Raw genomic sequence first — 26,358 nt, forward strand, 5'->3', positions numbered from 1 at the left:
GGCTACGCGGGCTGGAGGGGCTGTTCGGTCCAGATGCACTTGCCGGTGTCGGTGTAGCGGGTGCCCCAGCGATGGGAGATAGCGGAGACCAGCTGGAGCCCGCGGCCGCCCTCGTCGGTGTCGGCGGCGCGGCGGATGCGGGGCGTGGTCAGGCTGCCGTCGGAGACCTCGCAGGTGAGCACGTCGCTGCGGAGCAGGCGCAGGTGGATGGGGCCCTTGGCATGGCGGACGACGTTGCCGACCAGCTCGCTGGCCAGCAGCTCGGTGGTCATCGACAGGTCGTCCAGGTGCCAGGCGCTGAGCTGGGCGCGGACGTGTTCGCGGGCCTCGCCGGCGGCCTTGGGGTGTTCGGGCAGCGGCCAGGTGGCCATGTCGTCGTTCGGCAGCGCATGGGTGCGGACCACCAGCAGGGCCGCGTCGTCGGCGGTGCCCTGCCTGCCGGGCAGCAGGGTGGCGGTGAGGCTGTCGCACAGGGATTCCAGGCATGCGGCGCGGTGGAGCGGGGTCGCGTCCCGGTCCGGGTGCCGGCACGTCGCCGCGGGCGGGATCCTGGGGACCGTGTCGCCCAGCGCCTTGGCGAGATCGGCGATGCCCTGGTCGATGTCGAGGGTGGCGGATTCGACCAGGCCGTCGGTGTACAGCACCAGCAGGCTGCCTTCGGGCAGCTCCATCCGTACGGTGTCGAAGGGCGGGGTGGCGGCGCCGAGGGGCGAGTTCGGATCGGCGTCGGGGAAGTGGACGGCTCCGTCGGGGTGAACGACGGCGGGCGGCGGATGGCCGGCGCGGGTGACCACGCAGGAGCGGGTGGTGGCGTCGTACACCAGGTACAGGCAGGTGGCGTAGAAGTCGTCGCCGAGGCCGCTGACCACGTCGTTGAGGTGGGTGAGCAGCTCGTCGGGAGGCAGCTCCAGGTCGGCCAGGGTGCGGACCGCCGTACGCAGGCGGCCCATGGTGGCCGCCTCGGCCACGCCGTGTCCCATGACGTCGCCGATGACGAGGGCGACCCGGTCCGCCGACAGCGGGATGACGTCGTACCAGTCGCCGCCCACCTCCATGTCCTTGCCGGCGGGCAGGTAGCGGGCCGCGGCGGTGACCGCGGGCACGTCGGGCAGCCCGCGGGGGAGCAGCCCGCGCTGCAGTTCCTGGGCGCGCGTGTGCTCCCTGTCGTACAGGCGGGCCCGTTCCATGGCCTGGGCGACCAGCCCGCTGAGCGTGGTGAGCAGGTTGCGCTCCTCGCCCGTGAACTGGCGCGGCTCGGCGAAGGAGACGACGCAGCTGCCGACGGGGCGTCCCGAGGCGATCATCGGGAGGAAGGCCCACGCCTTCTTGCCGCCCGCCGCCGGCAGGTCGGCGGTCTCGGGGTAGCGCTCGATGTACTCCTCGACCGAGTTGATGAACATCGGCGTGCGATCCCGCAGGGTTTGAGAGATCGGGAGCCCCGTGGTGGCGGGGATCCGGGTCACCCGGTCGACGAACTCCTGCGAGTACCCGGTGAATCCGACCGGCCGCAGGTGGTCGCCCTCCAGGAAGGTGAGCATGAGACCGGCGGCGCCGAACGCCGGCAGGATGTGCTCGGCGGAGGCGTCGAAGACGTCCCGCACGGTGACCGCCTCGGCCAGCGCCCTGGTCAGCTGCTTGATGCGGGCGGACCGCTCCTGGGCCGCGCGCTCGGTGTGATCCGTGCGCTGCTCGGCGACCGCCTCGAGGTCGTCGTGGGTCTTGGTGATGTCCCACAGCGTGCCGACCATGCGCGCCGGCTCGCCGTTCTCGTCGACCAGCAACCGGCCGCGGGCGCGCACCCAGACGTCCGTCCCGTCCGGGCGGCACACCCGGTACTCGGTGCTGTACATCCTGCCCGCGCGGATCGCCTCGTCGATGTCGGTCAGCACCCACGGCAGATCCTCGGGGTGGACCAGGGCCATCCAGGTCTCGATGCGTCCGTCGAAGGTGCCCGGCTCGATGCCGAGCAGCGTCAGCATCGCGTCGTTCCAGATGGCGTCCCCGGTCCGGATGTCCCAGTCCCACGTGCCGATGGTCTCCAGGTGCCGCGGCAGGTGAGAGCCGGCGGACCGGCTCTGCCCGCCCATGGGGCCCGAGCCGGGCGGTGGCGCGGAGGGCCTGCCCAGGCGCCCGCCCACCCATCGGCTCAGCAGGTCGAGGAAGGCCCGCCGGCCGGGCGACGGCTCGTGCGAGGAGGCCGTCACGATCGACAGCGCGCCGACCGGCCCGCCGGGGCCGAGCAGCGGGACGGCCGTCATCGCCGTGCCGACCGGCCAGGACCGGGTCTCGGCCGTGGCGGAGCCCTGCTGGGGGATGCCGGCGGCGACGTTCGCCATGGAGACCCGGACGGACGCGGCGTCGCGGAAAGCGCGGGCCGGGGCGAGCGGACCGTTGCCGTCGACGCGCTCCCACGTGTGGGTGAGCGCGGGGGGTAGTCCGCTGGTCACGACGAGACGCAGCCCGCCGCCGTGGCCGGGGCTGCCGAGGTGCACCATCCCGCCCAGCCCGCCAAGATCGGCCACCGCCTGTTCGAGCGCGAACCGCAGGAGCTCGATCCCCCACAGATCGTCACCGACCTCCGCGAGCAGCCGTCTTCGCTCCTCGGAGATCTGGTCCGCCGACACGGTCCGCGGACCCTGCGCACGCTGTTCGCCCATCCCATCCCCTTCACCACGTCGCCGGGGTCATCAGCGTCGATCTGGGGGGAAATTGTTCATATTGGGGTATATCTACCGAGTATAACTACCCAGAGCGCACGACCCCTTGCTCCACTCGCGCGAGCGGTGGTGCGGGGCGCCCCGCGGCATGCGAGCATCCAGACGGGGTCGCGACCCCCGGATGATGAGCCGGTCTCTGGAGGGCTGAGTGCTACGAGTCGATTTCGGCGTGCTGGGGGAGATCTGCGCCTGGGCCGACGGCCAGGCGATCGAGCTGGGGCCGGCCAGGCAGCGAAGCGTGCTGGCGGCGCTGCTGGTGAAGGTCAACCAGCCGGTGTCCCTCGACCAGCTGACCGACTGCGTGTGGGGGGAGGATCCGCCCCGACGGCCGACCGCGACCCTGCAGAGCTACCTGTCGCGGCTGCGCACGTCCCTGCCGGCGGCCTGGGACGGCGGCATCCGCCGCAGCGGCGGCGGCTACCTGCTGCGGGCCGACGAGGGTGCGGTGGACCTGCACCGCTTCCGTGACCTGCGGAACCGGGCCCGCACGAGCGACGACGCCACCGCCGAACGCCTGTACGAGCAGGCGCTGGACCTGTGGCGCGGCGAGCCCTTCGCCGACCTGGACACCTCGTGGGCGGGGGCCCAGCGGCACGTCCTGCAGGGCGAGCGGCTGGCCGCGCGCCTGGCCTACCACGACGTACGGCTGCGCCGCGGCGGCCACGCCGCGCTCCTCGGCACCCTGGAGTCCCTGGCGGCCGAGCACCCGCTGGACGAGCGGCCGGCCGCCCAGCTGATCCTCGCCCTGTACCGCAGCGGCCGCCAGGGCGAGGCCTTCCAGCAGTACGAGCGGATCCGCAAGCGGCTGGCCGCCGACCTCGGTGTGGATCCCGGCCCCGACCTGCGGCTCCTGCACCACCAGATGCTCACCTCCGCGGTGGCGCCCGCCCCCGCCGAGTCCGCCCCCGTGTCTCCCGCGCCTCCCGCGCCCACGCCTCCACCCGCCGGGATCATGGTGCCGCGCCAGTTGCCCGCGCCGCCGCCGGTGTTCGTCGGACGCCCGCGCGAGCTTGCCACCCTGGACGACGCGCTGACCGGCGACGGCAGGGACCGGGTGGCGATGATCTCCGCCATCGGCGGGTACGGCGGCATCGGCAAGACCTGGCTGGCCCTGTACTGGGCGCACCACCATGTGGACCGCTTCCCGGACGGGCAGATCTACCTGGACCTGCGCGGATTCGACGCCGGGAACGCGCCGATGCCGGTGGAGACGGCCCTGCGCCTGCTGATCGGCGCGCTCGGCGCGGATCCCGCCGCCGTCCCGCAGCGGCCGGAGGAGCAGACCGCGCTCTACCGCAGCCTGACGGCCCGCAAACGCCTGCTGATCGTGCTCGACAACGCCCGCGACACCGCTCAGGTCGTCCCGCTGCTGCCGGGCACGCCCTCCTGCACCGTGCTGGTCACCAGCCGCAACCAGCTCCCCGGGCTGATCGCCGGCCATGACGCCCGCCACGTGCCGCTGGACGTGCTCGACGCCGCCGAAGCCCGCCGGCTGCTGGTGCACCACCTGGGGCCCGAGCGGGTGGACGCCGAGCCGGAGGCCGTGGCCGCCCTGGTGGAGCGCTGTGCCGGGCTGCCGCTGGCGCTGAGCATCATCGCGGCCCGCGCCCTGATGAGCCCGTGGCTCCCGCTCGCGTCCCTGGCCGAGGAGCTGCGCGCGGAGTCCACCCGGCTCGACGCGCTGGACGCCGGCGAGCTGTCGGCCGATCTGCGGACCGTGTTCGCCGCCTCGTACCGCGCGCTGGAGCCGGAGGCGGCCCGGCTGTTCCGATTACTGGCCCTGCACCCGGGACCGGACATCCCGCCGCCCGCCGCGGCGGGCCTCCTGGGCACCGACGCCCGGCGGCCCATGGCCGGGCTGGTCCGCGCGCACCTGGTCACCGAGCACGCTCCCGGCCGCTTCGCCCTCCACGACCTGCTGCGCGACTACGCGGCCGAACGGGTGTACGCCGAGGACACCGAGGCCGAGCGCGACGCGGCGCTGCGCCGCCTGCTGGACCACTACCTGCACACCGCGCACGCGGCGGCCCTGCTGTTCTACCCGAACCGGCGGGCGATCCAGCTGACCGAACCCCTGGCCCCCGGCGCCGCCCCGGTCGTCCTGCGCGACCACCAGCAGGCCGCCGACTGGCTCGCCGCCGAGATCCAGGCGCTGCTGTGGGCGGTCAGGCGGGCCGCCGACGCCGGGCTGGCCACGCACGCCTGGCAGCTGGCCTGGTCGCTGGCCGACTATCTCAACCGTCAGGGGCGCCGGCAGGACATCCTCACCACGCAGCAGGCCGCCCTGGACGCCGCCCGGGACCAGGACGACCTCGTCGGGCAGTGCCGGGCGCACCAGATCATCGCCCGCACCCATCTGCGGCTCGGCCGCTACGACGACGCCCGCGTCCAGCTCGATCACGCGCTCGACCTGTCCACCCGGCTCGGCGACCTGGCGCTCCAGGCCCGCGCGAACCACAGCCTCACCATGGTGTTCAGCGCTCAGGAGCGGCACGGCGAGGCCCTCGCGCACGCCCAGCGGGCACTCGAGCTCTACCGGGACCTGGGCGACAAGAGCAGCACCGCCGACATCCTCAACTCCGTCGGCTGGGAGCACGCCGAACTCGGGCACCACCGCGAGGCCGTCGACCACTGCGAGCAGGCCGTGGCCCTGTTCGAGTCGCTCGGCGACCCGTACGGCCAGGCGGCCGCCCTGGACAGCCTGGGCTACGCCCACCACCGCGCCGGCGACCACGACCGGGCCGCCGGCCGCTACCGGCACGCTCTGCGGCTGTTCCGGGAGGTGGGGGACCGCGGGGAGGAGGCGGCGTGCCTGCTCAACCTCGGCGACACCCACCGGTCCGCCGGTGACGAGGCGGCGGCCCGCCGGGAGTGGCGGGCCGCGCTGGACATCCTCGACGAGCTCGACCGGCCCGGCGACGATCCGGTACGGAGCAGGCTCGCCGCCCGCCTCGGCCTCACCGAGGACCGCTGAAGGCTCGGTGAGGTCCCCGCCGGCCGGATCACCCGCGCACGGTGGAGGTCCTCAGCTTCGGGTCGGCGGCGATCTCGGCCTCGGTGAACCGCTCGGTGACCCACTGGCCACGCGAGAACAGGACCGTCTGGTCGGTGTGGTGCGGCGAGCTGGGATCGGCCGAGAGCGAATAGGTGAGGATGGTCCGCGTACGCGGCCCGGCGGGGGTGAGCTCGACGGCCATCATGAAGGTCGAACCGGTGTCCACCTCCGGGTAGCGCCCGTCCGCGCCGAGGATGCCGCGCATGCGTACCCGGTCGAAGCAGCCCTCCCCTTCGGTGCAGCCGGGGATCGGGATCGAGGAGTAGCGCTGCGCCTGGCCCGGGGTGAGCGTCAGGGGGATGCCGCCGGCCTGGAAGGCGGCCACGGCGTCGGCCAGGGCTCGCCGTACCACCGGGTCGTCGCTCTTGAGACCCCGGGGGGTGGCCAGCGGGCGCGCGGGATCGAACGGCACCCGCCACGGGCTGTAGACGGGCTCTCCCGGCTTGGTGGGCTGCCCCAGCCGCTCGAAGAACTCGCGCCACAGGATGGCCCCCTGGCCGTCCAGGGTGGCCCGCCCGTTCCACTTGAGCAGCGTCCGGCAGGCCTCGCGCACGTCCACCGGCTTGCCGCCGGACGTGGTCAGGGTGCTGTCACGGCACAGCTTCGGCAGGTCCGGGCGCATGAGCTCGAAGGTGTGATTGCGCTTGCCCTGCACGCTCGCCTGCAGCGTCTCCAGGGTGAAGCCGGGAGCGCCGAGCCCGTCGGCGCCGGACAGCCGCTGGGCGATCATGTCCAGGCTGACGCGCGGGCGCGGCTCCAGATCGGTACGCGCCTTGCCGAACGCGCGCGGGTAGCCGGTCAGCGGCGCCGACGGGTTCGTCATCCAGAAGGTGTTGTTGGAGTTGGCCACGTAGTCGGCGCGGGTCAGCCTCGGCCGGCCGCCGGGCCCGAAGACGCCGGGCACGACGGCGTCGCGGTCCCTGCCCCACAGGCACGCGGAGGTCGAGCCGTCCAGGACGTACTCCTCCAGGCCCGGGATGGGGGAGGGCTTGCCGCAGCGCTCCGCCTGGGCGTCGGTGACGTGGGGGACCATCGAGGTGTCGGCGAAGTAGGCGCTCCCGCCGACGTCGGTGGCGAGCGTGTGGACGAACGGCATGCCCTGGTAGGTGTTCTGGGCGGCGCGCAGCTGGGTGAGGTTCCGGGCCCTGGCCATCGCCAGCCACTCGTCGGCCGCGCGCAGGTTGTCGGCGTTGGCGTCGGCCAGCGCGTAGGCGACCTTGCCGGTCTGCCCGGCGGCCAGCACCGGGCCGTAGCGCGAGGTGTAGAGCGTGTGGTCCACGACGGTGCCGTCCTGGAGGGTGACCTGCACCTCCTGGCGCCCCATCGGCTCGGTCCGGCCGTCCACCCGGTAGCTGGTGCGGTCCACGAGGTCGAGCCGGTAGAGGGTGAACCGCTGGGCGTGGGAGACCGTGTGGGTCCAGGCCGTGGTCGCGTTGTGGCCGATCTCGACGACCGGCGTGCCGTACAGGCTGCCGCCGGAGACGTCGAGCACGCCGGGGATGGTCAGCTGCACCTGGTAGAAGCGGCGGATCCCGTTCCAGGGGAAGTGCGGGTCGGCCAGCACCATGCCGTGGCCGTCGCGGGTCGCCCGGCGGCCGAGCGCCCAGGCGTTGCTGCCCGCGGCGGGCCTGCGCTCCGGCCCTTCGGCCTCGGCTTCCCCGACGACGTACTCCTTCATCCCGGCGATGCCGGTCATCCGGCTGAGGTCGAGCAGGTTGTTCCACAGGTCGGTCGCGGTGATGGGGCCGACCCAGGCCTTGCCCCGGCAGGTGGGATCCGGCAGGTTCGCCACGCCGGTCTGCTCCAGGTAGCGGTTGTATCCGGCGACGTAGCCGTCCACGAGCCGGCGCAGCTCGTCGGTCGGGCCCAGCGGCGATCGCCGGGCCAGCAGCCGCGGCACCGCGCCGGTGTCGGCGACGCTCTTGTAGTAGACGTCGCTGACCAGGTTGGCGACCGGGCGGACCGGGTCGTCGGACTTCGCCTGGGGGCCGAAGTACCGGGACCGCTCGCCCCGTAACGTCACCACCCAGGAGGCCAGCACGCAGAGGTTGTCCTGCGCGAAGGCGTAACCGTATCCGAATCCGAGCCCGCCGTAGTCCTTGGCGGATATGTGGGGAATGCCGTACTCGGTGCGCCGGATCTCGGCGGCGTAGCGGCCGTCGTCCGCCAGGGCCGGCGCGTCGGTGCGCACCACCACCATGACGGCGGCGACCAGGGCCAGCGCGATCAGCGCGGCCGGTTTCAGCTTCATCGCAACTCCTATTCGAAACGCGCGTTGTCGGGCGCGGTCATGCGCCTGAGCAGCGGGAGGGCGGTGAGGATCACCAGGAGGGAGGCGGCCAGGCCGCCGCCGAGGGAGGCGAAGTAGACCGGCCCGGGCATCGCGAGCGAGGCGCCCTTCATCGCGAGCTGGCCGATGAGCGGCTCGGCCACGGCGAAGCCGGCGCCGGCGGCGAGCACGGCGGCCAGGACGAGCGGCAGCGCCGACTCCAGCAGCACCACCGTGGCGAGGGTCCGCGTGGGCGTGCCGGCCAGCCGCAGCAGCGTGAACGGCTGCCTGCGCTCCACCAGGCCGCCGCCGACCGCCACCACGAGGCTGCACCCGCCCGCGACCAGGGTGAGCGCGACCATGGCCAGCGCGATGCTCTCCGCCCTGGTGTACAGGTCGGCCCTGACCTGGGCGACCTCGGCGAAGGTCATCGGCGCCTGCGCGGAGTAGCCGGCCACCAGGGTGCGCAGCCGCTCCAGCGTCGCCGCGTCGCCCGTACGGATCATGACTGCCATCAGATCGAGCCCGGCGGCGGAGGCGGACTCGCTGGCCGGTCCGGCCAGCGGGAGGAGCTTGTCGATGGTGAGGGGATTGTCGGCGCCGACGACGCGGTCGAACCGGCCCAGCACGGCCTGCGCGCCCGCGGGGCACCGGCCGAGCACGGGGAAGCGGGCCAGGTTCGAGCACTCGACGACGGAGGTCGCGGGCGGCGAGCCGTCGGGCGGCGGGCGCAGGCTCTCCAGGTCCGCCCTGGCGTAGATCGGCAGCACGTCCACGCCGGGCTGGGCGCGTACCTGGGCGAGCAGGTCCGCCGCCGCCCGCGGTGACAGGCTCGCGATGCCCGGCCGCCAGAGCGTGGCGCCCAGCACGTCGTTGAGCGTGCCGCCGGCCACGGCCCGCTGGCCCGCGACCACCGTGGGCACGAGGGCCGCGATCGTCGTCCCGATGAACACCGCCAGCACCAGCCCGCTCACCGACCTGAACGCGGTCTTCGGGTCGGCGGCCAGGCGCTGCGCGGCCAGCAGCGTCGCCGCGCCGCGGGTCAGCCGGGCGGCCAGGCGCGCGCCGAGCATCGTCAGCCACGGCCCGGCCAGCACGAGCCCGGCCATGGTGAGCGCGATCCCCGCGTTGGCGAGCAGGGTATCGGGTTTGCCGTCCTTGAACGCCGGACCCGCGAGCAGCCCCAGCCCGGCGAGCAGCGGGATCACCCGCCACGCTCTCGGCGGCGGCGGGGCGGCCTTCCTGGCCACGCCGAGCGGTGAGATCCGCACCCGGCGCAGCGACCACAGGGAGGCGGCCGCCGCGACGACGGGCACGCAGGCGAGCACGGCCGCGTACTGCCAGAGGCTCGGGACGGCCAGCTCGGGGAAGAAGCGCGAACCGGTGATCCGGATCCCGGCCACGACCGGCCGTACGAGCTGGAAGAGCACGACGCCGGCCAGCGCGCCGAGCAGCGCGCCCAGCGCGGCGTCCACCGCGGCGAGGATGTTGATCTGCCGGGAGGTGGCGCCGACCAGCCGGATCGCCGCGAAGCGCGTCTCGCGGCGGGCGGCGGCCAGCCGGGTGGCGGTGCCCACCAGCACCAGCAGCGGGACGATCAGCCCGACGGCGGCGATGCCGAACCCGAACCGGTAGACGTCCGCGCTCTGGTCGACCGCCGGCTCGGTGGCGAGAGTGTCGACCCGCCGGGTGCCGATCATGGCGGCGACCTGCTGCGGCGTCCCGCCCACCACGATGACCAGCTCGTCGGGCCCGGCCAGCGCGGCCCGGCCGATCAGGCCCGCCCGCGTTCCGGGGAAGCGGGCGGCGAGTTGCTCGCGCGGCGCCGAGTCCAGGAGCCGGGCCAGCGCGGGCGAGGCGTAGTACTGGCCGGGGCCGGGCATGCGGGACAGTCCGGGGATGACCGGCGCCCGGCCGCCGAGCGCGGCGGCGTCGAGCCTGGTGATCGTCCGGCCCGCGTAGAAGTCCTCGCGGAGGTTCCACAGGGCGCCGTCGCCGGTGGCGTCCAGGGCCCAGCCGCTGGGCGCCGTGCCGCGCGCGCACTCCCAGCAGGGCCGGTCACCGGTGGCCTGGAAGGCGTTGAACAGCGACAACGTCGCCAGCAGCACCGCGACGCCGACCGCCACCCCGGCCACGATCAGCGCCAGCCGGGCCGCCGTCTCCCTGCCGCTGCGCAGCGACAGCCGCAGCCCCAGCGAGATCATCGGAGGACCCCGCCGGCGTACGGGTCGGTCACCTTGCCGTCGCGCACCACGACCTCGCGGTCGGCGCAGGCGGCCACCCGGGCGTCGTGCGTCACCACGATCACGGTGGCGCCCTCCTCGCGGGCCAGGCCCACCAGCAGGTTCATCACGTGCTCGCCGGTGAGCGAGTCGAGCGCGCCGGTCGGCTCGTCGGCGAAGATCACGCGCGGCCCCGTCACCAGCGCCCGCGCGATGGCCACCCGCTGCGCCTGCCCGCCCGACAGCTCCCCGGTACGCCGGCCGCCCAGCCCGGCCAGCTCCAGCCGCTCCAGCCAGGCCGCGGCCCGCGCGTACGCCTGCTTGCGTCCGGTACGGCCGAGCAGCAGCGGCAGCGCCACGTTGTCGGCCACCGTCAGCTCGGGCACGAGCTGGCCGAACTGGAAGACGAACCCGAAGGCGGTGCGCCGCAGCTCGCTGCGGCGGCCGTCGTCCAGCGTGTCGAGCCGCCGCCCGTCGAACCACACCTCGCCGGTGTCCGGGGTGAAGATCCCGGCCAGGCAGTGCAGCAGCGTCGACTTGCCGGAACCGCTGGGCCCCATGATGGCCAGGACCTCGCCCGCGGCCACCGACAGGCCGGCCTCCCGCAGCGCGGGCGTGCTGCCGAAGGAGCGGCTGATGCCCTCGGCCCGCAGCAGAGCGTTGACGATCATCGTTCGCGCACCGTTTCCGCCAGCGCCCCCAGCCTGGCCTGGGTGACGTCGATCCACCGCAGGTCGGCCTCCAGCCGGAACAGGGCATGGTCGGCGAGGAGCGTGTCGATCAGCGCGCCGCCGCGCTTGATCTCGGACAGCTCCCGCATGCGCCGCAGATGCGTGGCGCGCTGGGCGTCGAGGTAGCCCGCCGCGTCGCGGCCCAGCATCAGAGCCAGCACGACCTTCGTGAACAGCACCGTCTGCAGGTACGGCTCGGCCTCGACCGGCTCGGCCAGCCACCTCTCGACCTCGCTCCGGCCGACCGGGGTGATGGCATAGCGCTTGCGGTCGGGGCCGTCGCCCGGCTCGCTCTGCCCGGCGGCGATCTTGCCGTCCCTGACCAGGCGGGCGAGCGTGGAGTACACCTGGCCGAACGGCAGGGACTTGCCCCCGCCGAAGTAGGTGTCGTAGTCGCGTTTCAGGTCGTAACCATGGCTCGGCTCCCGCTCCAGGAGTCCGAGCAGCGCAAGGGGAACGCTCATGCCCGGAGACTATACTCTGAGGGTATATCCGCGGCGTATAAACGGCCGAGCTCGCCGGATCTTCGGTTCGTGGGCGGTCCTAGAGGCGGATGCTGATCTGCGCGCCGTGCTCGCGGAAGCCGAGCGCGCGGGCGACGCGCCGCGACGGCTCCGGACGTGCCCGCCACTGCGGCAGCAGCCCGATCGCCAGCGCGTCGGCGACCGCCGCGGAGGCCGCCAGGCGGGCCAGCCCCCGGCCGCGCCACCGCGGCGCGGTCAGCACGCTCACGTGCGCGGCCGTGTCCAGCCAGGGGCGGAAGCCGGCGGCGGCGATGACGTCCCCGCCCTCGCGGACGGCGTAGGCGGCCGAGGCGATCTCCTCCAGGCCTGACTCGTCCGCCTCCTCCTCCGGCACCGAGGCCAGCAGGGCCCGGACCGCGGGGTGATCGGCCGGCAGGCGTTCGACCTCGGCGACGGGTGGGGCGGCGACGAAGTCACCGGCGTCGAGGTAGGCGAGTGTCGCCGGGCCCAGGACGTCCAGGACCGGCAGGAGGTCCGGGAGCCGGGCGAGGCCCGCGTCGCCGAGGTTGAGCAGGGCGCTCCGCACCGACTCGGCCAGGCTGGCGCCGGGCACGGTGGCCAGGATCGCCCCGCTCAGCGCGACGACGCCCGTCCAGCCCGGTGGGCACAACGACGACCCGGGCGAGATCACGACCTTCACGTCCCCGCCCACGGGGAACGTGACGGGGGTACCGGCCAGGGCCGCCCACAGGTCACGCGCCCGGTCCAGCGCACTTCTCGGCATCCTCCGATGATCGCTACCGCAGGCCCCCTGGGCCAACCCGGGTGCCGCCGAAGAGGGCCGCGTGACCGGCGACGAAGTTCTTGACGCTCGTCGCCGGCCGTCCGGTGATGGTCTCGACGTCGTGGGTCACGCGGGCGTAGCGGCCCCGCGCGTGCAGCCGCGCCATGGTGGAGATGTGCTCGGCCACGTGGTTCGGCAGCTTCGCCTTGCGGAGGTCCCGCTCGATCCACTCCTTCAGCGGCATGTCCACATACGTGATGCGCCGCCCCAGGGCCTCGGAGTACTCGGCTGCCACGGCGTTCATGTCCTCCGAGCGCGGGCCGGTGAGCTCGTACACCTTGCCGACGTGCGGCGACGGGGCGGCCAGGATGGTCGCGACGACCTCCGCCACGTCGCCCGCCGCGACCGGAGAGGTCCGCGCGCCCCCGAACGGCAGCCGGATCTCGTCCCGCTCGGCTATGGAGGCGGCGGCGAAGAGGGTGAAGAACGGGTGTTCGAGGAAGACCGTGGGCCGGACGACGACCAGCGGCAGCCCGGACCAGGTGAGCGCCTGCTCGGCGAGCCAGTGCAGCCGCTGCTGGCGTGACTCCTCCGCGCTCGTGGTGGTCATCCCGGAGACGGTCATCTGCGAGAGGTTGACGAACGCCCCGATGCCGGCGGTCTGGCGGGCCACGGTCGCCATGGTGACCGCGCCCTCCAGGTACGACGGCGAGACGCTCATGCTGAAGAACACCCGGCCGACACCGTGCATGGCGGGGACGACGTCGGCGGCGCGCGTCATGTCGGCGACGACGACCTCGGCCCCCGTGGCCCGCAGCGCCTCGGCGCGCTCGTCCTCGCAATGGACGAGCGCCCGGACCGGGAGCCCCTGACGCCGCAGCGTCTCCACGACGGTCCGGCCGACCGCTCCGACGCTGCCGGCGGCGCCCGTGACGAGAATCGGTCTGTCCTGGGGCATCGGTCACCTCCCGGACCCACCCCAGCAAACTCGGGACGATTCCTCCACCGGGACGCCCGGCGGATGGCGATGTCGTTAATCCGGGACCATCAAGATTTCGCCAGTGGTGCCGAGTTCAGGAGGGATCGACGTCGGCGATGGCGACGGAGAAGACGACCCGTTCCTCCTCGCCCTCGGTGAGCCCCCACAGCTCGCCGGTGGCGTACCACTGCGACAGGTCCTCCGGCCGGTACGCCCAGCTCGTGTGGGCGCTGATCGTCCGGGGCGTCGTGGCGACGTTCACGGTGGCGAAGCGTCTCCTGGGGTCGGGGCCGGGGTGCGCGCCGGCCGCCATGTTGATGTAGAGGAGGTCGCCGTCGGACTGGACGCCTTGCACGTCGCTGATGGCGTCGGCCGGGTCGGCCGGGACGGTGGACACCCAGGCCTGCACGGGCGCGTTGATGAGCCGGTAGTCGCCGTCCGGGGGCGGCTGGAACCGGTAGCGGACCAGTTTGGTGCCGGCCGGGGAGCCCGTGGAGCCGCTGGAGGCCTTGTAGGTTCCGGTGATCAGGCTGGCGCCGCCGGAGCTGTGGCGGTCCAGGGAGACGTAGTCCAGGCGGATGGGGGTGATGTAGTGGCGCACCTCGGGGATGACGTACTTGTAGTCGCCGCCGCTCCCGTCCCGCTTGCGGTAGATCTTGCGGGTGTCGAACACCCGGATGGTGTTGTACGTGGAGTCGGGGCCCGAGTAGCCGTTCCAGTTGGTGCTGGAGGTCATGAACAGGTAGGGGCCGTACCAGGCCAGGCCGCCGCCGTGCCCGTACACGCGCCGCAGCTTCCCCTGGCCGTCGACCCACACGGGCAGGACGTTGCGGTAGCGGCGGTCGTCGAGGTCGACCACCGACAGGTTCACGGAGTTGGTGCGGTAGTCGGGGTTGTCCGGGTCGGGGGAGTTCAGCCAGACCCAGCTGGTGATGAGCGCCCGGTGGTCGCCGCCGATCGGGGTGCCGTCGAGCTGGGCCTCGCCCGAGGTGGCCAGCCCCTGCGGCACCCAGGGGGAGTGCGGGAGGTCCGCCTTGTCGCCCTGGGCGGCGGTGGGCCAGCAGAACCAGGAGCGGACCGGCACGCGCGGCAGATAGGCCGCCCGGGCGGCGCAGCCGGGGTCCTCGTTGCCGGGCAGCGCGACGCGGTCGGTCCCGGTGAGCGCCCCGCCGATGCCCACCTGCTCGTACTCCGCCGTGAGCGGCACGGTGTACGGGTCGGATCCGGCGCGCAGGTCGAGGCCCGTCAGGCTCAGGGGCTGGAGTGGTGCCGTGGCCGTTGCCGTTGCCGTGGCCGTGGTCAGGGCCGACGCGGCGCCGGGCGACAGCGCGGGCGCGGCCAGGACGCACGCGGCACCTATCCGTACGAGCCAGGTCAAAGGGGTGGTCATGGAGGTGCTCCTCGTTCGACGCCGGGCTTCGAACCTGAGTGTGATCACTTCCGGGGCCACAGACAAGATCGTGTTTTACGTGAACAGCTGGCCGCCGTTGACGTCGATGGTGGCGCCGGTGAGGGCCTTGGCGTGGTCGGAGGCGAGGTAGAGGACGGCGCGGGCCACGTCCTCCTCGGTGGCGATGCGGCGCAGCGCCATCGCCGAGACGTCGCGGGCGAGGATCTCCTCGAACGGCACGCCTTCCGCCGCGGCCCGCGCGCGCATCCAGTCGTCGAGCACGTCACTGGCGATCCAGCCGGGGGCGACGCAGTTGACCCGGACCCCGTGCGGGCCGAGCTCGTCGGCGAGGCAGTGGGACAGCAGGTGCGCGGCGGCCTTGCCCGCGGCGTAGTCGCTGCGGCCCGCGTAGCCCGTGCGGGAGGACATGGAGGTGATGTTGACGATCGAGCCGGAACCCTGGGCCACCATGTGCGGCGCGATGAACCTGCAGGCCAGCAGGGTGCCGTAGCCGCCCGTCTCGACGGCCGCGCGCCAGGCCTCGAGGTCGTCGTCGGACATGTCGAGCACGTTCCTGCGGTGCGATCCGGGGAAGGCGGCGTTGACCAGCACGTCCACCCGGCCGAAGCGGTCGATCACGGTGCCGGCGAGCCGCCGTACGTCCTCCGTCCTGGTCACGTCGGCGGGCACGGCCAGCGCGCCCGGCACCTCGGCGGCGGTCCGCTCGACGGTGGCCGCGGTGCGGGCGGCCACGACGACCCTGGCGCCCTCCTCGCTCAGCAGGCGCGCCAGGGTCCGCCCCAGCCCGGGGCCCGCCCCGGTGACGACCGCGACCTTGTCATCGAGCAGCACGCCCTGACTCTACCAAGCGTTTGCTCAATAGCTAGGCGCTAGGCCGGGGCGTTGCGGAGGGTGATGTTGATGCGGTTCCAGGCGTTGATCGCCGAGATCGCCATGACCAGGGCGGCCAGCGCCTCCTCGTCGTAGTGGGCCGCGGCCTCCTGCCACACCGTGTCGGGGACGCCGTCGGGGTTGTCGGCGACCCGCGTGGCCGCCTCCGCGAGCGCGAGGGCGGCGCGTTCCCCGTCGGAGAAGAACGGCGTGTCCCGCCAGGCCGCGACCGCGTTGACGCGCCGGTCCTGCACGCCCGCCTCCCGGGCCTCGCGGGCGTGCATGTCCACGCAGAAGCCGCAGCCGTTGATCTGGCTGACGCGCAACCGCAGCAGGTCGAGGGTGGCGCGGGGGACGGGGGCGGCGTTGATGTACGCCTCCAGCGCGTACATCGCCTTGAGGCCGTCGGCGGCGGGCTTGCGGATGCTCATGCGCATTGCTGGATCTCCTTATATCTGGATGGTCTGGATATTTGATATCCAGAATTACCCGAGCGGCAGGGCTGCTCAGGGGACAGGGCTGTTCAGGGGCGGCGGCTCGCGAACCAGTCGCGGGTGGCCGCGGGCGTGCCGGGGGAGTGGCGCTCCACCGTCGCCTTGATGTCGGCCAGCGTCTGGCCGGCCAGCTCCTTGCGCCAGGCGAGCTCGGCCCGCCGCATGGCCTGCGAGACGAAGCACGCCTTGCGGTAGTCGACGTCCGGCCGCCCGTCCGGCCCCTTCCGCAGCACCTCCTCGCAGCGGAAGGCCTCGCCCGGCCCCTCGATCGCGGTGACCACGTCGAGCAGCGTGATGCGCTCGGGCGCGCGGGCCAGCCGGAACCCGCCCCGCGGGCCGGGGGTGGAGGTGACGATGCCCGCCCGCGCCAGCGCCTGAAGCTGCTTGTTCAGGTACGCCGTGGGCAGCTCGTAGAACGCCGCCAGCCGGGCGGCGGTCATGGCCTCGTCCTGCTCGACCCACGTCAGGTTCAGGCAGCTGTGCAGGGCCCACTCCACGCCCTCGCTCATCCGCATAATCCTGGATATTAAACGTCTAGATCTGGATGGGCAAGTCAGGAGCCGGGCACGAGCCTGATCGTCGCGGCGCGGTCGCCGCGCCTGGAGGCCAGATCCAGTTCCTCCGCGTTCTCGATCGCGGTGAGCTCGTCGCTCGTCCAAGCGGTCATCGGTGCATCTCCTTCAGGGTGGTGATCGCCGTCATGGCGTTGGGCCAGCCGGCGTAGAACGCCAGGTGGGTGATCGCCTCGACGAGCTCGTCCTCGGTCAGGCCGTTGTCCAGCCCTCGGCGCAGGTGGGATTCGAGCTGGCCGGTGCGGTACAGCGCCACCAGCGCGGATATGGTGATCAGGCTGCGGTCGCGGGGCGACAGGCCGGGACGTTCCCAGACGTCGCCGAACAGCACCTCGTCGGTCAGCTCGACCAGTTTCGGCGCGAAGTCGCCGATCAGGCGCTGGGCGGGTGTGGGCTCAGCGGACATCATGTTCTCCTCACGAAGGTTCGCTCGTCGCGTCCACCCTGGCGTTCGTGCCGGCCGGGTGGCAGACCGCGCTGTTCGGGGGAGTGACAGGGCCTCCCTCGGGTCACATGGAGGGGAGCGTGGTGGCGCGCTCGGAGGCGAGCAGGTCCAGCAGGACGATCGCGTCGTACTCGGGGGTGCCGGGCTCGGCGTAGTAGGTCATCAGCCGGTGGCCGGGGGTGCCCTCCAGCAGCATGGACTGGTAGCCGAGGGTGAGGTCGCCGACCTCGGGGTGGTGGAAGGTCTTGCGCCCTTGTACGTGGCCGCGCACGTCGTAGCGTTCCCACAGGCGGGCGAACTCCGGGCTCTTGAGCAGGAGCTCCCCGGCGAGGTTGGTCAGGTCGGGCGCGTCCGGGTCGGTGCCGGCCAGGGCCCGCAGCCTGGCGACGCAGCCGCGGATCTGGTTGTCCCAGTCGTGGAACAGCTCGCGGGCCGAAGGGTGGAGGAAGACGTAACGGGCGATGTTGCGCTGCCTGGCCGGCCAGCTGTCCATCCCGGCGAACAACCGCAGCCCGGCGGGGGTGTGGGCGAGCAGGTCGCCGGTGCGGCTGCCCACGTACGCGGGGTAGGGCCGCAGGCTCTCCAGCAGCAGCTTGACCCCGGGCCGGACGGTCCGGCCGGGCGCGGCCGGCGGCTCGGGAGCGGTGCGGGCGGCGCGCGCGGCCAGGCTGCGCAGGTGCTCGTGCTCGATCTCGTCCAGCAGAAGCGCGCGGGCCAGGGCGTCGACGACGGCCGGGCTGGGCCGGGTCTCCCTGCCGCGCTCCAGCCTGATGTAGTAGTCGACGCTGACCCCGGCCAGGGTGGCCAGCTCCTCGCGCCGCAGGCCGGGGGTGCGCCGCGGGCCCGGGCCGACCGTCAGGCCGACCTCGCCCGGGGTCACCTGGGTGCGGCGTGCGCGCAGGAAACGTCCCAGCTCGCTGCCGCCGCTGCCGTCCCGCTGCTCACGTGCCATACCTTCCAGTCTGCCGGGCACTGACCTGCGCGGCGGCTGCGTTGGGGGGCCCTGTCACACCCCCGAACAGCCCGCCCTGCCAGCGCGCGCCCGCCGCGCGCAGGATGGACGGTCGAGGAGGTGTCCTCCCCCGGTGGGGGCGGCCGCCTCCCCGTCGAACTGCGGTTTCGCGAGGAAAGAGATAGCAAATGGAGTACACCCGTCTGGGGTCGTCGGGCCTGAAGGTGAGCCGGATCGCGCTCGGCTGCATGAGCTTCGGGGTGTCCGGGGAGTGGACGCCGTGGGCGCTCGACGACGAGGGGGCCGAGCCGATCTTCCGGCAGGCGGTCGAGCTCGGCGTCACCTTCTGGGACACCGCCAACGTCTACGGGATGGGCGCGTCGGAGGAGATCGTCGGGCGCGCGCTGAAGAAGTACACGCGCCGCGACGACATCGTCCTGGCGACCAAGGTGTTCTTCCCGATTCACCAGGGCCCCGGCGGCGCCGGGCTGTCCCGTAAGGCGATCATGGAGCAGATCGACGCCTCCCTGAGCCGCCTCGGCACGGACTACGTCGACCTCTACCAGATCCACCGTTTCGACCCGGAGACGCCGGTGGAGGAGACGATGGAGGCCCTGCACGACGTCGTCAAGGCCGGCAAGGCCCGCTACATCGGCGCCTCGTCGATGTGGGCCTGGCAGTTCGCCACGATGCAGCACGTCGCGCAGGCGAACGGGTGGAGCCGGTTTGTCTCCATGCAGGACCAGTACAGCTTGGTCCAGCGGGAGGAGGAGCGGGAGATGTTCGGCCTGCTCGCGGACCAGGGCGTGGGCGGCATGCCGTGGAGCCCGCTCGCCGCGGGGCTGCTCGCCCGTCCCTGGGGGGAGAAGGGCACCAGCCGCGCCGCGACCAACCCGACGACCGACCGCCAGGGCCGGCCGCTGTTCCTGGAGGGCGACAAGGCCATCGTGGACGCCGTCCAGCGGATCGCGCAGGCGCGTGGCGTCTCGATGGCGCAGGTGGCCATGGCCTGGGTGCTGAACAACCCGGTCGTCAGCGCGCCCATCGTGGGCGCCACGAAGGCGCGCCATCTGGCGGACGCGGTCGCGGCGCTGGACGTCAAGCTCACCGACGACGAGGTCACGTCACTGGAGGAGCACTACACGCCCCGCCTGCCCACGTACTTCTGAGCGCGGGCCCTCGGCCTCACCGCCGGGCGGCGGTGAGGCTGAGCTCGGCGACCGCGGCGGCGACCCGGTCCACCTCCTCCTCGGTGTTGTAGTAGTGCGGTGACAGGCGAAGGGCCCACTCCACGTCCTTGTCGCCGAAGTCGTACTGGGCGAACTCGCGGAAGCTGAGGGCGGAGTTGATCCCCCGCGCGTCCATGGCCTCCTTGAAGGGCTGCGGCTGCCAGCCTTCGATCTCGAAGGTGACCAGGGCCGCCGGTCGCGTGCCGCCATCGAGGAGCCGGACGCCGGGGACGCCCGCCAGCCGGTCGCGCAGCCGGGCCGCGAGCGCGGGCGTGCGCTCGGCGATGCGGCGCACGCCTACCTGGAGGGCGTACCTGGTGGCCACCGCGCTGCCGATCACGGCCGAGTAGGGGAACTCCCAGTCCTCGAAGCGCGCGGCGGTCTCGACCGGGCGGTAGCGCCCCGGCTCGACCCAGCGGGCGCCGTACATGTCGATGAACAGCGGCTCGTAGCCGGCGCGCAGGACCCGGTCGGAGACGTACAGGAAGCCCGAGCCGCGCGGGCCGCGCAGGAACTTGCGGCACGTGGCGGTGAGCAGGTCGCAGCCGATCTCCTCGACGTCGATCTCGTACTGGCCGACCGTCTGGCAGGCGTCCACGAGATACAGCAGCTCCAGCTCTCGGCAGTGGCGGCCGATCTCGGCGACCGGCTGGACCAGGCCGGAGTTGGTGGGCACGTGGGTCACGGCGACCAGCCGGGGCCGCCGCGCGCGCATGAGCGCCGCCATCTCCTCGACGTCGACGCCGCTGCCGTCGGCGTGGTCCGGCGCGTGCACGATCTCGACGCCGAACCTCTTGCGCAGGGACAGGAAGGCGATCTGGTTGGAGATGAAGTCGTTGCGCGTGGTGAGGATGACGTCGCCACGCTCGAACGGGATGGCGGACAGCGCCCTGGTGTAGGCGTCGGTCGCGCTCCCGGCGAAGGCGACGTTCTCGGGGGAGCAGTTGAGGAGCCCGGCCGTCGCGGCGTAGAAGTCGCGGACCTCCGCCTGCCGGGCCGCGGCCGCCTCGTATCCGCCGATGGCCGCTTCGAGCCGCAGGTGGGAGAGCATCGCCTCGAGCACCGGCCTGGCCAGCAGGCCGCAGCCGGCGTTGTTGAAGTGCACCACCGATTCGCAGCCCGGGGTGTCGGCACGAAGGGACCGAAGCGTTTCCGGGGAAAAGTGAAAAGCGTTACTCTTGTCTCTCATGTCCGAGAGTAACATTACTGAGGCTCTCGTCACGAGCCTGCGGGCGGAGATCGCCGGGCTGGCCGCGGGCGACCGGCTGCCCAGTGCCCGCGACCTGGTGCGCCGTCACGGAGTGAGCCCCGTGACGGTGACGCGGGCCTTCGCCCTGCTGGCCGCCGAGGGGGCGGTGGTCACCCGGCCGGGCAGCGGCACCTTCGTCGCGGCGCGCCGCGACCGGTCCGCCGACGGCGTGGGGGACACCTCCTGGCAGACGGTCGTGCTCGCGGACCGCAGCATGCCCGCGCTGACGGCGGGCGAGCTGCTCGGCCCGCCGCCCGGCGCCATCACGATGGCCGGCGGCTACCTGCACAGCTCCCTGCAGCCGGTCAAGGCGCTGGCCGCCGCTCTGGCCCGCGCGGCGCGCCGCCCGGACGCGTGGGATCGCGCTCCGGTGGCCGGCCTGGCGCCGTTGCGTACGATCTTCGCCAGACAGGCCGGCGGCGACGTCGGCTCCGACGACGTGCTGATCACCAGCGGCGGGCAGAGCGCCCTTTCCATGGTGTTCCGTGCCATCGCCGCGCCCGGCAGCCCGATCCTGGTCGAATCGCCCACCTATCCGGGCGCGCTGGTGGCCGCCCGCGCGGCGGGGCTGCGCCCCGTACCCGTGCCTCTGGACGGCGACGGCATCCGGCCCGACCTGCTGGCCGACGCCTTCGCCACGACCGGGGCCCGGCTGCTGTACTGCCAGCCGACCTTCCACAACCCGACCGGCGCCGTTCTCTCGCCCGAGCGTCGCCGGCAGGTGGTCGACGTGGCCCGCGCGGCCGGCGCCTTCCTGGTCGAGGACGACTTCGCGCGCCACCTCGGGCACGGCGCGCCGGTGCCCCGCGCGCTCGTCGCCGACGACCGCGACGGCACCGTGGTCCACGTGAGCTCCCTGACCAAGCCCGCCTCGCCCAGCCTGCGCATCGGCGCGGTCATCGCCAGGGGCCCGGTGATGGAACGGCTGCGCGCGATGCGGCGGGTCGACGACTTCTTCATCGCGCGCCCCCTCCAGGAGGCGGCCGTCGAGCTGCTCAGCACCCCGGCCTGGGACCGGCACCTGCGTGCCCTGGCCCACGCGCTGCGCGAACGCTGCGCCGCGCTGGTCACCGCGCTCGCCCGCGAGGTCCCCGGCTGGGTGCCCGGGCAGATCCCCACCGGAGGGCTGCACCTGTGGGTGCGGATGAGCGCGGGCCACGACCACGCCGCCGTCGAGGCGGCGCGGGCGCGGGGTGTGGTCATCAGCGCGGGCGGCGACTACTTCGCCGCGGAGGCTCCGGGCGGCTACCTGCGGCTCGGCTTCGCGGCGGCCGCCGACGTCGCCGAGCTGGTCGAGGGTGCGCGGCGGCTCGGCGGGCCGCCGCGTTCCCTCATTGGGTGAGCGTCCATCCGTTGATGTAGCCCTTGTCGCCGGATGTGACGTCTTCGACGCGGAGTTTCCAGCTGCCGCTGGCTGGTGATGTGCTGGCGTTGACGTGATAGGTCTCGTTCAGGACGTCGGCGTCGTCCTTGGGTGCCGGGGCCCGTAGCGGGTAGACCTTGCCGTCCGGGGCGACCAGGTCGAGCTTGAGGTCGCCGCGCCAGGTGTGGTTGATCTCGACGTAGACGGTCACGTTGGAGGGGGCGTTGCCGGAGAGCCAGCCGACCACGATCTGGGAGTCCGCGCTGCCGGGATCGGGGATGGGCACGTCGTCCCACGCGCCGAAGCAGGGCAGCCTGATGGTCCAGCTGTCGATGTAGCCGGTGTCGAGCCATTCGACGTCCTGGGCGCGCAGTTTCCAGGTGCCCTTCACCGGGGAGGCGCTGGCGTTGATGTGATAGGTCTCGTGGATGATGTCGGCGCTGTCGTTGGGGGCGGGCGCCCGCAGCGGATAGACCTTGCCGTCCGGGGCGATCAGGTCGGCCTTGATCTCGCCGCGCCAGGTGTGGTGGATGTCGATGTAGACCTCGATGTTGGCGGGTGCGCTGCCGATGAGGTCGTTGACCACGATCTTCGATTCCACGTAGCCGTGGTCGGGGATGGCGTAGTCGGTCCCGTTGGTGTAGTTGGGCAGCGGCCAGGGGTCCGCGTCGGGGTCCGGGGTGGGGTTGGTGGTGCCGAGCACGGCGGTGTCGAGCTGGATGCGGGGGGTGGTGGCGCCGGTGTAGGTGATGACCTTGCCGGTGGTCTTCAGGGTGGTCACCAGCTGGGAGACGGCGGTGGTGGGCTGGGCCTGGCGCATCACGGCCAGGGCGCCGGTGACGTGGGGGGCGGCCATGGAGGTGCCGCTCATGGAGGCGTACTTGTTGCCGGGGATGGAGGAGACGATGTCCGTGCCCGGGGCGAACAGGTCCAGCAGGGTGCCGCGGTTGCTGAACGTGGACGGGGTGTCCGTGTCGGTGGTGCTGCCGACGGCGATGGCCGAGGAGACGCAGGCCGGCGCGCTGATGCCGTCGCCGTAGCCGTTGTTGCCGGAGGCGATGACGGTGGCCACGCCGGCCGCCAGGAGGGCGTCGATGGCGGGTTTGCGGGGGTCGGAGTCGCAGGCGGCGGTGTAGCGGCCGCTGCCGAGGCTGAGGTTGGCGGCCACGATGGGGGTGCCGCCCTCCTGCAGTTCCAGGACCTTCTCCAGGCCGGCGATCTGGGCGCTGGTGAAACTGAGCACGCAGGGGGCCGCGCCGGCGCCGCAGAAGTCCTCGGAGGTGAACTTGCTGAAGACCTGGATGGCGACGAGTTCGGCGGCGGGGGCGACGCCGGCGGGCGGGGCTCCGGTGACGTTCTGGCCGTTGCCGATGGCGATGCCGGCCACGTGGGTGCCGTGGTCGCAGTCGAGGGCGACGTCGGCGCAGGGGCCGGTGTCGGTGTCGGCCGAGCCGGGTCCTTCCTGCTCGGCGTTGCCGTCGGGGCACAGGCTGGTGGCCGAGTAGTCGGCGTCGACGGGGGAGAAGCAGGCCTCTTCGAGGACGCGGCTGCCCAGGAAGGGGTGGTTGACGGCGACGCCGGTGTCCAGGACGGCGACGACGCTGCCGGCGCCGGTCATGCCCGCGGCGCGGGTGCGGTCCCCGCCGATCAGGGGGATGCTCTGGGCCAGCACCGGGGGTACGGGCTTGTCCTCGGTGACGCTGACCACGTTGGCGAGCTTGGACAGGCGGTCCACGGCCGCCGCGTCCACGCGCAGGGTGACCATGGGGAAGCGGGAGGAGGTCTGCAGGACCTGGCCGTTGGCGGAGGCGTCGGGCAGGTCGGTCCGGGACTTGGTGACCACGTTCACCCGGAGTTTGCCGCCGGCGGCCAGCTTGGTGCGCAGCTCGGGCTCCACCGTCGGCGCCGCCGCGGTGGTCTGCTGGGTGGTCTGCTGCTCCAGGTTGGCCGAGGCCGCGTGGGCCGGCACGCTCACGAGCGTCGTGGCCGCGAATGCCACGATGACACAGGATAAGACCGGAAATTTCATGACATATCGCGCCTTACGTGAAGAGTTCCATGGTGACGACGCCGACATGAGGGGGTGGCCGGACGGCGATCGATCCCGCCGTCCGGCCTCTGGGGTCACAGCGAGTGGTTACGTCGCGTTCGCGCCGTTCTTGGGGTTGCCCTTGACGCGGACGGCGGCCCAGTAGACGAGGGCGATCCGCCGGCAGGCCCCGCGGACCAGGATGAAGTAGCCGCCGCACACCTTGTCGCGCAGCGTGATGTAGAACCTGTTGTCCACGTCGGCCTTGCGGCTGCGGTCGAGGTAGTACTTGTACTTCTTGTACGTGTTGCCGATCAGCCCGTACCCGTAATCGTGGGAGTCACAGGCCGGCCGGTAGTCGAAGCCGCTGGGGCGGTCCGGAGCCTGCGTGCAGTGATCGTGGTTGATGCCCATGACCTTGAAGCCGCTGGCGGTCCGCTTCCAGCTCGGGCTGTGCCAGCCGTAGTGCGCCGCGTAGGCCATGCAGCCGATCTTGGTCCACCACATCCAGTCCTTGGCCGTGGGGCAGTACTTCGGATAGGCCTGCGTGCCGTCGATGCCACCAGGGATGAAGTCGCCCGGCGGCGGCTCCGGGGTCACGGGGCTGGGGATCCCTCCCGAGCCCTCGATCGGCGTGTCGGCGGTCGGCCGGTCGGCGTCGACGGAGGTCGCCTGGGGGACCGCGCTGCCCGCCGGGAAGCTCAGCTGCCACGCGCCGTTGCTGCGCGAGTCGATCGACGTCAGGCGGCCGATCTCGTCGTAGGCGTAGGTCGCCTGGGTGGTGCCGTCACTGGGGTCGGACACCGTGCGCAGCAGCCCGGACAGGTCGTACGCGTAGTGGGCCGCGATCTGCGGCGCCTCGGTGCCGAGGGTGACCGCGACCTCCTTGAGCCGGCCCGTGAAGTCGCCGAGCGAGGAGGTGCCGGCCGTGGTCGACGTGGCGTAGGTGAACGCGAGGGTGGTCTCGGGGGCTTCGGCCCCGGCCGGTTCCTTGATGGTGCTGATGCGGCCCTGGGTGTCGTAGCCGACCGTCGACTTGCCGTACGCGGTGGTGCCGACGCTGGTCACCCGCCAGGTGTCGGTGCTCTGCAGGCCCGCCGGCTGCGCCCAGGTGTAGTTGAACTTGAGGTCGGCCGCGCTGACGGGGTTGCCGTTGGCGTCGGTGAAGGTGTCGTCACCGGCGTCCTGGGTGGTCGGATCCACCGTGATCGCCTCGGCCATCGTGGTACGCATCGCGCCGGCGGTCGCGTCCCACTTGGTCGTCTCGGTGAGCTTGGCGCCGGTGGCGTCCTCGTAGGTGTTGATGCCGCCGCCGCCCGGCAGCGAGACGCTGCTCTTCAGGTCGTAGCGGGTCGAACCCCCTTCTTCCAGGTCCGTGATGACGACGGCGCCGTTCTGGACCTCCAGCTTCCGGTTGATCGCCCCGCCGAGGAACTCCCCTTGCCAACCGGGCCCGAAGACGGCCAGCTCGGGGCGGGTGGCGGGGGCCGACTGCGGCCGGGCCAGATCACCGTTGGCGGCGGCCACGCCGTGCCGGCGGCCGATCGCGGCGAAGGACACGTCCGATTCGGCGATCTTGAAGGTGCCGGAGTCGGCGAAGTACTGACCGGGGCCGACCTCCTGAACCTCGGCCGGAGGCGGATCGGCGACGGCGACGGTGGAGGCGGAGGCGGAGGCCTCGGGAGAGAGGAAGGGGATCAGCACCGCCGAAAGGGCGACGGCGGTCGTTAATCGGCGCAATTGGGCCTCCCGAGTGCGCGGGTGAGTGATTTGATCACCTGGACAGTAGATGATCGGAATTCACTCCACAAGGGTCTGGACAGCCATTCAGATCGGTGCTCAAATCGCATTCGGAGTCGCACCCTCCGCGCCCTTCGGTAAGCGGTGACGCGTTCGACGAACCCGCATTTACAGACACTACCGGCGCTCGCGTAATCCCAGGCCAGAGCGGCTTTCCGGGTGAATTTATGGTGCCCTTATGAGGTATCTGATCAAGATGGACCGATGCGCTGCTGAATTCGTATGGCGGTAATGTAGCGATTTTATGGCGGTGCCGCCGACCATTATCTGTGGGGGATTGCCGCGCCATTGCCCCCGGGGGTCGATGCTCGCTTCGGCGCCGGGGTCGGCGGGCGTTCGACGAGGGTGTGAATGGCGTACGCGAGCGCGCCCGTCAGCGCCATCGTGCCGTATGGCGGCGCCGGGTCGCCGAGCCTGGTGAAGGCGATGAAGCCGGCGTACGCATGGACCAGGTGGAGCGGATAGGTCAGGGCCCCGGCGATCACGAACCTGGGCCGCCCCAGGCCGCGCGTGACGCGCAGCGCGACCAGGGTCATCGCGATGATGACGGTCGCCACGACGCCTGAAGCGATCTCGGTGTGGGATCGGCGACCCTGCCGGCGAACTCGACGCCGCCGGACGACGCACAGCGCCATGCCCGCGACGAAGTAGTGCGAGAACTGCGACTGCGCCACCCGGTGTGCGCGGAGGCCGGGAGCACCCCGCTGCGTGGCGCGTCGATCT

General features: G+C 72.6%; 20 protein-coding genes. 3 read left to right on the forward strand and 17 right to left on the reverse strand.

What is annotated here, in order from left to right:
• Positions 1-2: 2 nt before the first annotated feature.
• Positions 3-2,657, reverse strand: coding sequence for a SpoIIE family protein phosphatase (locus AB0L65_RS31195; protein WP_364252295.1), 2,655 nt, complete (start codon positions 2,655-2,657; stop codon positions 3-5).
• 208 nt (positions 2,658-2,865) lie between these two features.
• On the opposite strand from AB0L65_RS31195, the gene AB0L65_RS31200 reads away from it, so the two are divergent.
• Positions 2,866-5,691 (forward strand): BTAD domain-containing putative transcriptional regulator, encoded by a 2,826-nt coding sequence (locus AB0L65_RS31200; protein WP_364252298.1) that lies wholly within the window; start codon positions 2,866-2,868, stop codon positions 5,689-5,691.
• Between the two features lie 28 nt (positions 5,692-5,719).
• Here the strand turns inward: AB0L65_RS31200 and AB0L65_RS31205 are convergent, their stop codons facing one another.
• From AB0L65_RS31205 to AB0L65_RS31260, 12 genes are all read right to left on the reverse strand, one after another.
• Positions 5,720-8,023 carry a penicillin acylase family protein gene (locus AB0L65_RS31205; RefSeq protein ID WP_364252301.1) on the reverse strand — a complete coding sequence of 768 codons (2,304 nt, stop codon included), beginning with the start codon at positions 8,021-8,023 and terminating at the stop codon, positions 5,720-5,722.
• Positions 8,024-8,031: 8 nt separating this feature from the next.
• The gene (locus AB0L65_RS31210) at positions 8,032-10,245 is read right to left on the reverse strand and encodes an FtsX-like permease family protein (RefSeq protein ID WP_364252304.1); all 2,214 of its coding nucleotides are present in this window, start codon (positions 10,243-10,245) and stop codon (positions 8,032-8,034) included.
• The gene (locus AB0L65_RS31215) at positions 10,242-10,934 is read right to left on the reverse strand and encodes an ABC transporter ATP-binding protein (RefSeq protein WP_364252307.1); all 693 of its coding nucleotides are present in this window, start codon (positions 10,932-10,934) and stop codon (positions 10,242-10,244) included. The genes AB0L65_RS31210 and AB0L65_RS31215 overlap by 4 nt, the downstream gene beginning before the upstream one ends.
• On the reverse strand, positions 10,931-11,458 hold the full coding sequence (locus tag AB0L65_RS31220) for a PadR family transcriptional regulator (RefSeq protein WP_350733046.1): 528 nt from the start codon (positions 11,456-11,458) through the stop codon (positions 10,931-10,933). Before AB0L65_RS31220 ends, AB0L65_RS31215 begins: the two co-directional genes overlap by 4 nt.
• 79 nt (positions 11,459-11,537) lie before the next feature.
• Entirely contained in the window at positions 11,538-12,242 is a 705-nt protein-coding gene (locus AB0L65_RS31225) for a GNAT family N-acetyltransferase (protein WP_364252310.1), read from the reverse strand.
• 13 nt (positions 12,243-12,255) lie between these two features.
• The gene (locus AB0L65_RS31230) at positions 12,256-13,200 is read right to left on the reverse strand and encodes an NAD(P)H-binding protein (RefSeq protein ID WP_364252313.1); all 945 of its coding nucleotides are present in this window, start codon (positions 13,198-13,200) and stop codon (positions 12,256-12,258) included.
• Between the two features lie 115 nt (positions 13,201-13,315).
• Complete coding sequence (locus AB0L65_RS31235; protein ID WP_364252316.1) at positions 13,316-14,611, reverse strand: hypothetical protein; 1,296 nt, start codon at positions 14,609-14,611, stop codon at positions 13,316-13,318.
• 75 nt (positions 14,612-14,686) lie between these two features.
• On the reverse strand, positions 14,687-15,463 hold the full coding sequence (locus tag AB0L65_RS31240) for an SDR family oxidoreductase (protein WP_364252319.1): 777 nt from the start codon (positions 15,461-15,463) through the stop codon (positions 14,687-14,689).
• Between the two features lie 38 nt (positions 15,464-15,501).
• Positions 15,502-15,939, reverse strand: coding sequence for a carboxymuconolactone decarboxylase family protein (locus AB0L65_RS31245; RefSeq protein ID WP_364252322.1), 438 nt, complete (start codon positions 15,937-15,939; stop codon positions 15,502-15,504).
• An 86-nt stretch (positions 15,940-16,025) separates the two neighbouring features.
• Complete coding sequence (locus tag AB0L65_RS31250) at positions 16,026-16,505, reverse strand: Rrf2 family transcriptional regulator (protein WP_364252325.1); 480 nt, start codon at positions 16,503-16,505, stop codon at positions 16,026-16,028.
• A gap of 154 nt (positions 16,506-16,659) precedes the next feature.
• Complete coding sequence (locus tag AB0L65_RS31255; protein WP_350733037.1) at positions 16,660-16,977, reverse strand: carboxymuconolactone decarboxylase family protein; 318 nt, start codon at positions 16,975-16,977, stop codon at positions 16,660-16,662.
• A gap of 100 nt (positions 16,978-17,077) precedes the next feature.
• Entirely contained in the window at positions 17,078-17,965 is an 888-nt protein-coding gene (locus tag AB0L65_RS31260) for a helix-turn-helix transcriptional regulator (RefSeq protein ID WP_364252328.1), read from the reverse strand.
• Between the two features lie 188 nt (positions 17,966-18,153).
• Between AB0L65_RS31260 and AB0L65_RS31265 the strand changes: the two genes are divergently transcribed.
• Complete coding sequence (locus AB0L65_RS31265; RefSeq protein ID WP_350733034.1) at positions 18,154-19,134, forward strand: aldo/keto reductase; 981 nt, start codon at positions 18,154-18,156, stop codon at positions 19,132-19,134.
• A gap of 16 nt (positions 19,135-19,150) precedes the next feature.
• On the opposite strand, the gene AB0L65_RS31270 is transcribed toward AB0L65_RS31265, so the two are convergent.
• The gene (locus AB0L65_RS31270; protein ID WP_364252331.1) at positions 19,151-20,299 is read right to left on the reverse strand and encodes an aminotransferase class V-fold PLP-dependent enzyme; all 1,149 of its coding nucleotides are present in this window, start codon (positions 20,297-20,299) and stop codon (positions 19,151-19,153) included.
• Positions 20,300-20,381: 82 nt separating this feature from the next.
• Between AB0L65_RS31270 and AB0L65_RS31275 the strand changes: the two genes are divergently transcribed.
• Positions 20,382-21,785 (forward strand): PLP-dependent aminotransferase family protein, encoded by a 1,404-nt coding sequence (locus AB0L65_RS31275; RefSeq protein ID WP_364252334.1) that lies wholly within the window; start codon positions 20,382-20,384, stop codon positions 21,783-21,785.
• Here the strand turns inward: AB0L65_RS31275 and AB0L65_RS31280 are convergent.
• The 3 genes from AB0L65_RS31280 to AB0L65_RS31290 form a co-directional block, all read right to left on the reverse strand.
• Positions 21,775-23,805, reverse strand: coding sequence for a S8 family serine peptidase (locus AB0L65_RS31280; protein WP_364252337.1), 2,031 nt, complete (start codon positions 23,803-23,805; stop codon positions 21,775-21,777). The genes AB0L65_RS31275 and AB0L65_RS31280 overlap by 11 nt on opposite strands.
• A 138-nt stretch (positions 23,806-23,943) precedes the next feature.
• Positions 23,944-25,575 (reverse strand): phospholipase A2, encoded by a 1,632-nt coding sequence (locus AB0L65_RS31285; RefSeq protein WP_364252340.1) that lies wholly within the window; start codon positions 25,573-25,575, stop codon positions 23,944-23,946.
• Between the two features lie 323 nt (positions 25,576-25,898).
• Positions 25,899-26,309 carry a hypothetical protein gene (locus AB0L65_RS31290; RefSeq protein WP_364252343.1) on the reverse strand — a complete coding sequence of 137 codons (411 nt, stop codon included), beginning with the start codon at positions 26,307-26,309 and terminating at the stop codon, positions 25,899-25,901.
• Positions 26,310-26,358 lie beyond the last annotated feature (49 nt).

Source organism: Nonomuraea sp. NPDC052116 (assembly GCF_040680035.1).
Taxonomy (GTDB): domain Bacteria; phylum Actinomycetota; class Actinomycetes; order Streptosporangiales; family Streptosporangiaceae; genus Nonomuraea; species Nonomuraea angiospora_A.

What these genes read in the sequence shown, in the direction of transcription:
- AB0L65_RS31195 (WP_364252295.1), bottom strand. Translation starts at nt 2,657, where the DNA reads ATGGGCGAACAGCGTGCGCAGGGTCCGCGGACCGTGTCGGCGGACCAG.
- AB0L65_RS31205 (WP_364252301.1), bottom strand. Translation starts at nt 8,023, where the DNA reads ATGAAGCTGAAACCGGCCGCGCTGATCGCGCTGGCCCTGGTCGCCGCC.
- AB0L65_RS31210 (WP_364252304.1), bottom strand. Translation starts at nt 10,245, where the DNA reads ATGATCTCGCTGGGGCTGCGGCTGTCGCTGCGCAGCGGCAGGGAGACG.
- AB0L65_RS31215 (WP_364252307.1), bottom strand. Translation starts at nt 10,934, where the DNA reads ATGATCGTCAACGCTCTGCTGCGGGCCGAGGGCATCAGCCGCTCCTTC.
- AB0L65_RS31220 (WP_350733046.1), bottom strand. Translation starts at nt 11,458, where the DNA reads ATGAGCGTTCCCCTTGCGCTGCTCGGACTCCTGGAGCGGGAGCCGAGC.
- AB0L65_RS31225 (WP_364252310.1), bottom strand. Translation starts at nt 12,242, where the DNA reads ATGCCGAGAAGTGCGCTGGACCGGGCGCGTGACCTGTGGGCGGCCCTG.
- AB0L65_RS31230 (WP_364252313.1), bottom strand. Translation starts at nt 13,200, where the DNA reads ATGCCCCAGGACAGACCGATTCTCGTCACGGGCGCCGCCGGCAGCGTC.
- AB0L65_RS31235 (WP_364252316.1), bottom strand. Translation starts at nt 14,611, where the DNA reads ATGACCACCCCTTTGACCTGGCTCGTACGGATAGGTGCCGCGTGCGTC.
- AB0L65_RS31245 (WP_364252322.1), bottom strand. Translation starts at nt 15,939, where the DNA reads ATGCGCATGAGCATCCGCAAGCCCGCCGCCGACGGCCTCAAGGCGATG.
- AB0L65_RS31250 (WP_364252325.1), bottom strand. Translation starts at nt 16,505, where the DNA reads ATGAGCGAGGGCGTGGAGTGGGCCCTGCACAGCTGCCTGAACCTGACG.
- AB0L65_RS31255 (WP_350733037.1), bottom strand. Translation starts at nt 16,977, where the DNA reads ATGATGTCCGCTGAGCCCACACCCGCCCAGCGCCTGATCGGCGACTTC.
- AB0L65_RS31260 (WP_364252328.1), bottom strand. Translation starts at nt 17,965, where the DNA reads ATGGCACGTGAGCAGCGGGACGGCAGCGGCGGCAGCGAGCTGGGACGT.
- AB0L65_RS31265 (WP_350733034.1), top strand. Translation starts at nt 18,154, where the DNA reads ATGGAGTACACCCGTCTGGGGTCGTCGGGCCTGAAGGTGAGCCGGATC.
- AB0L65_RS31275 (WP_364252334.1), top strand. Translation starts at nt 20,382, where the DNA reads ATGTCCGAGAGTAACATTACTGAGGCTCTCGTCACGAGCCTGCGGGCG.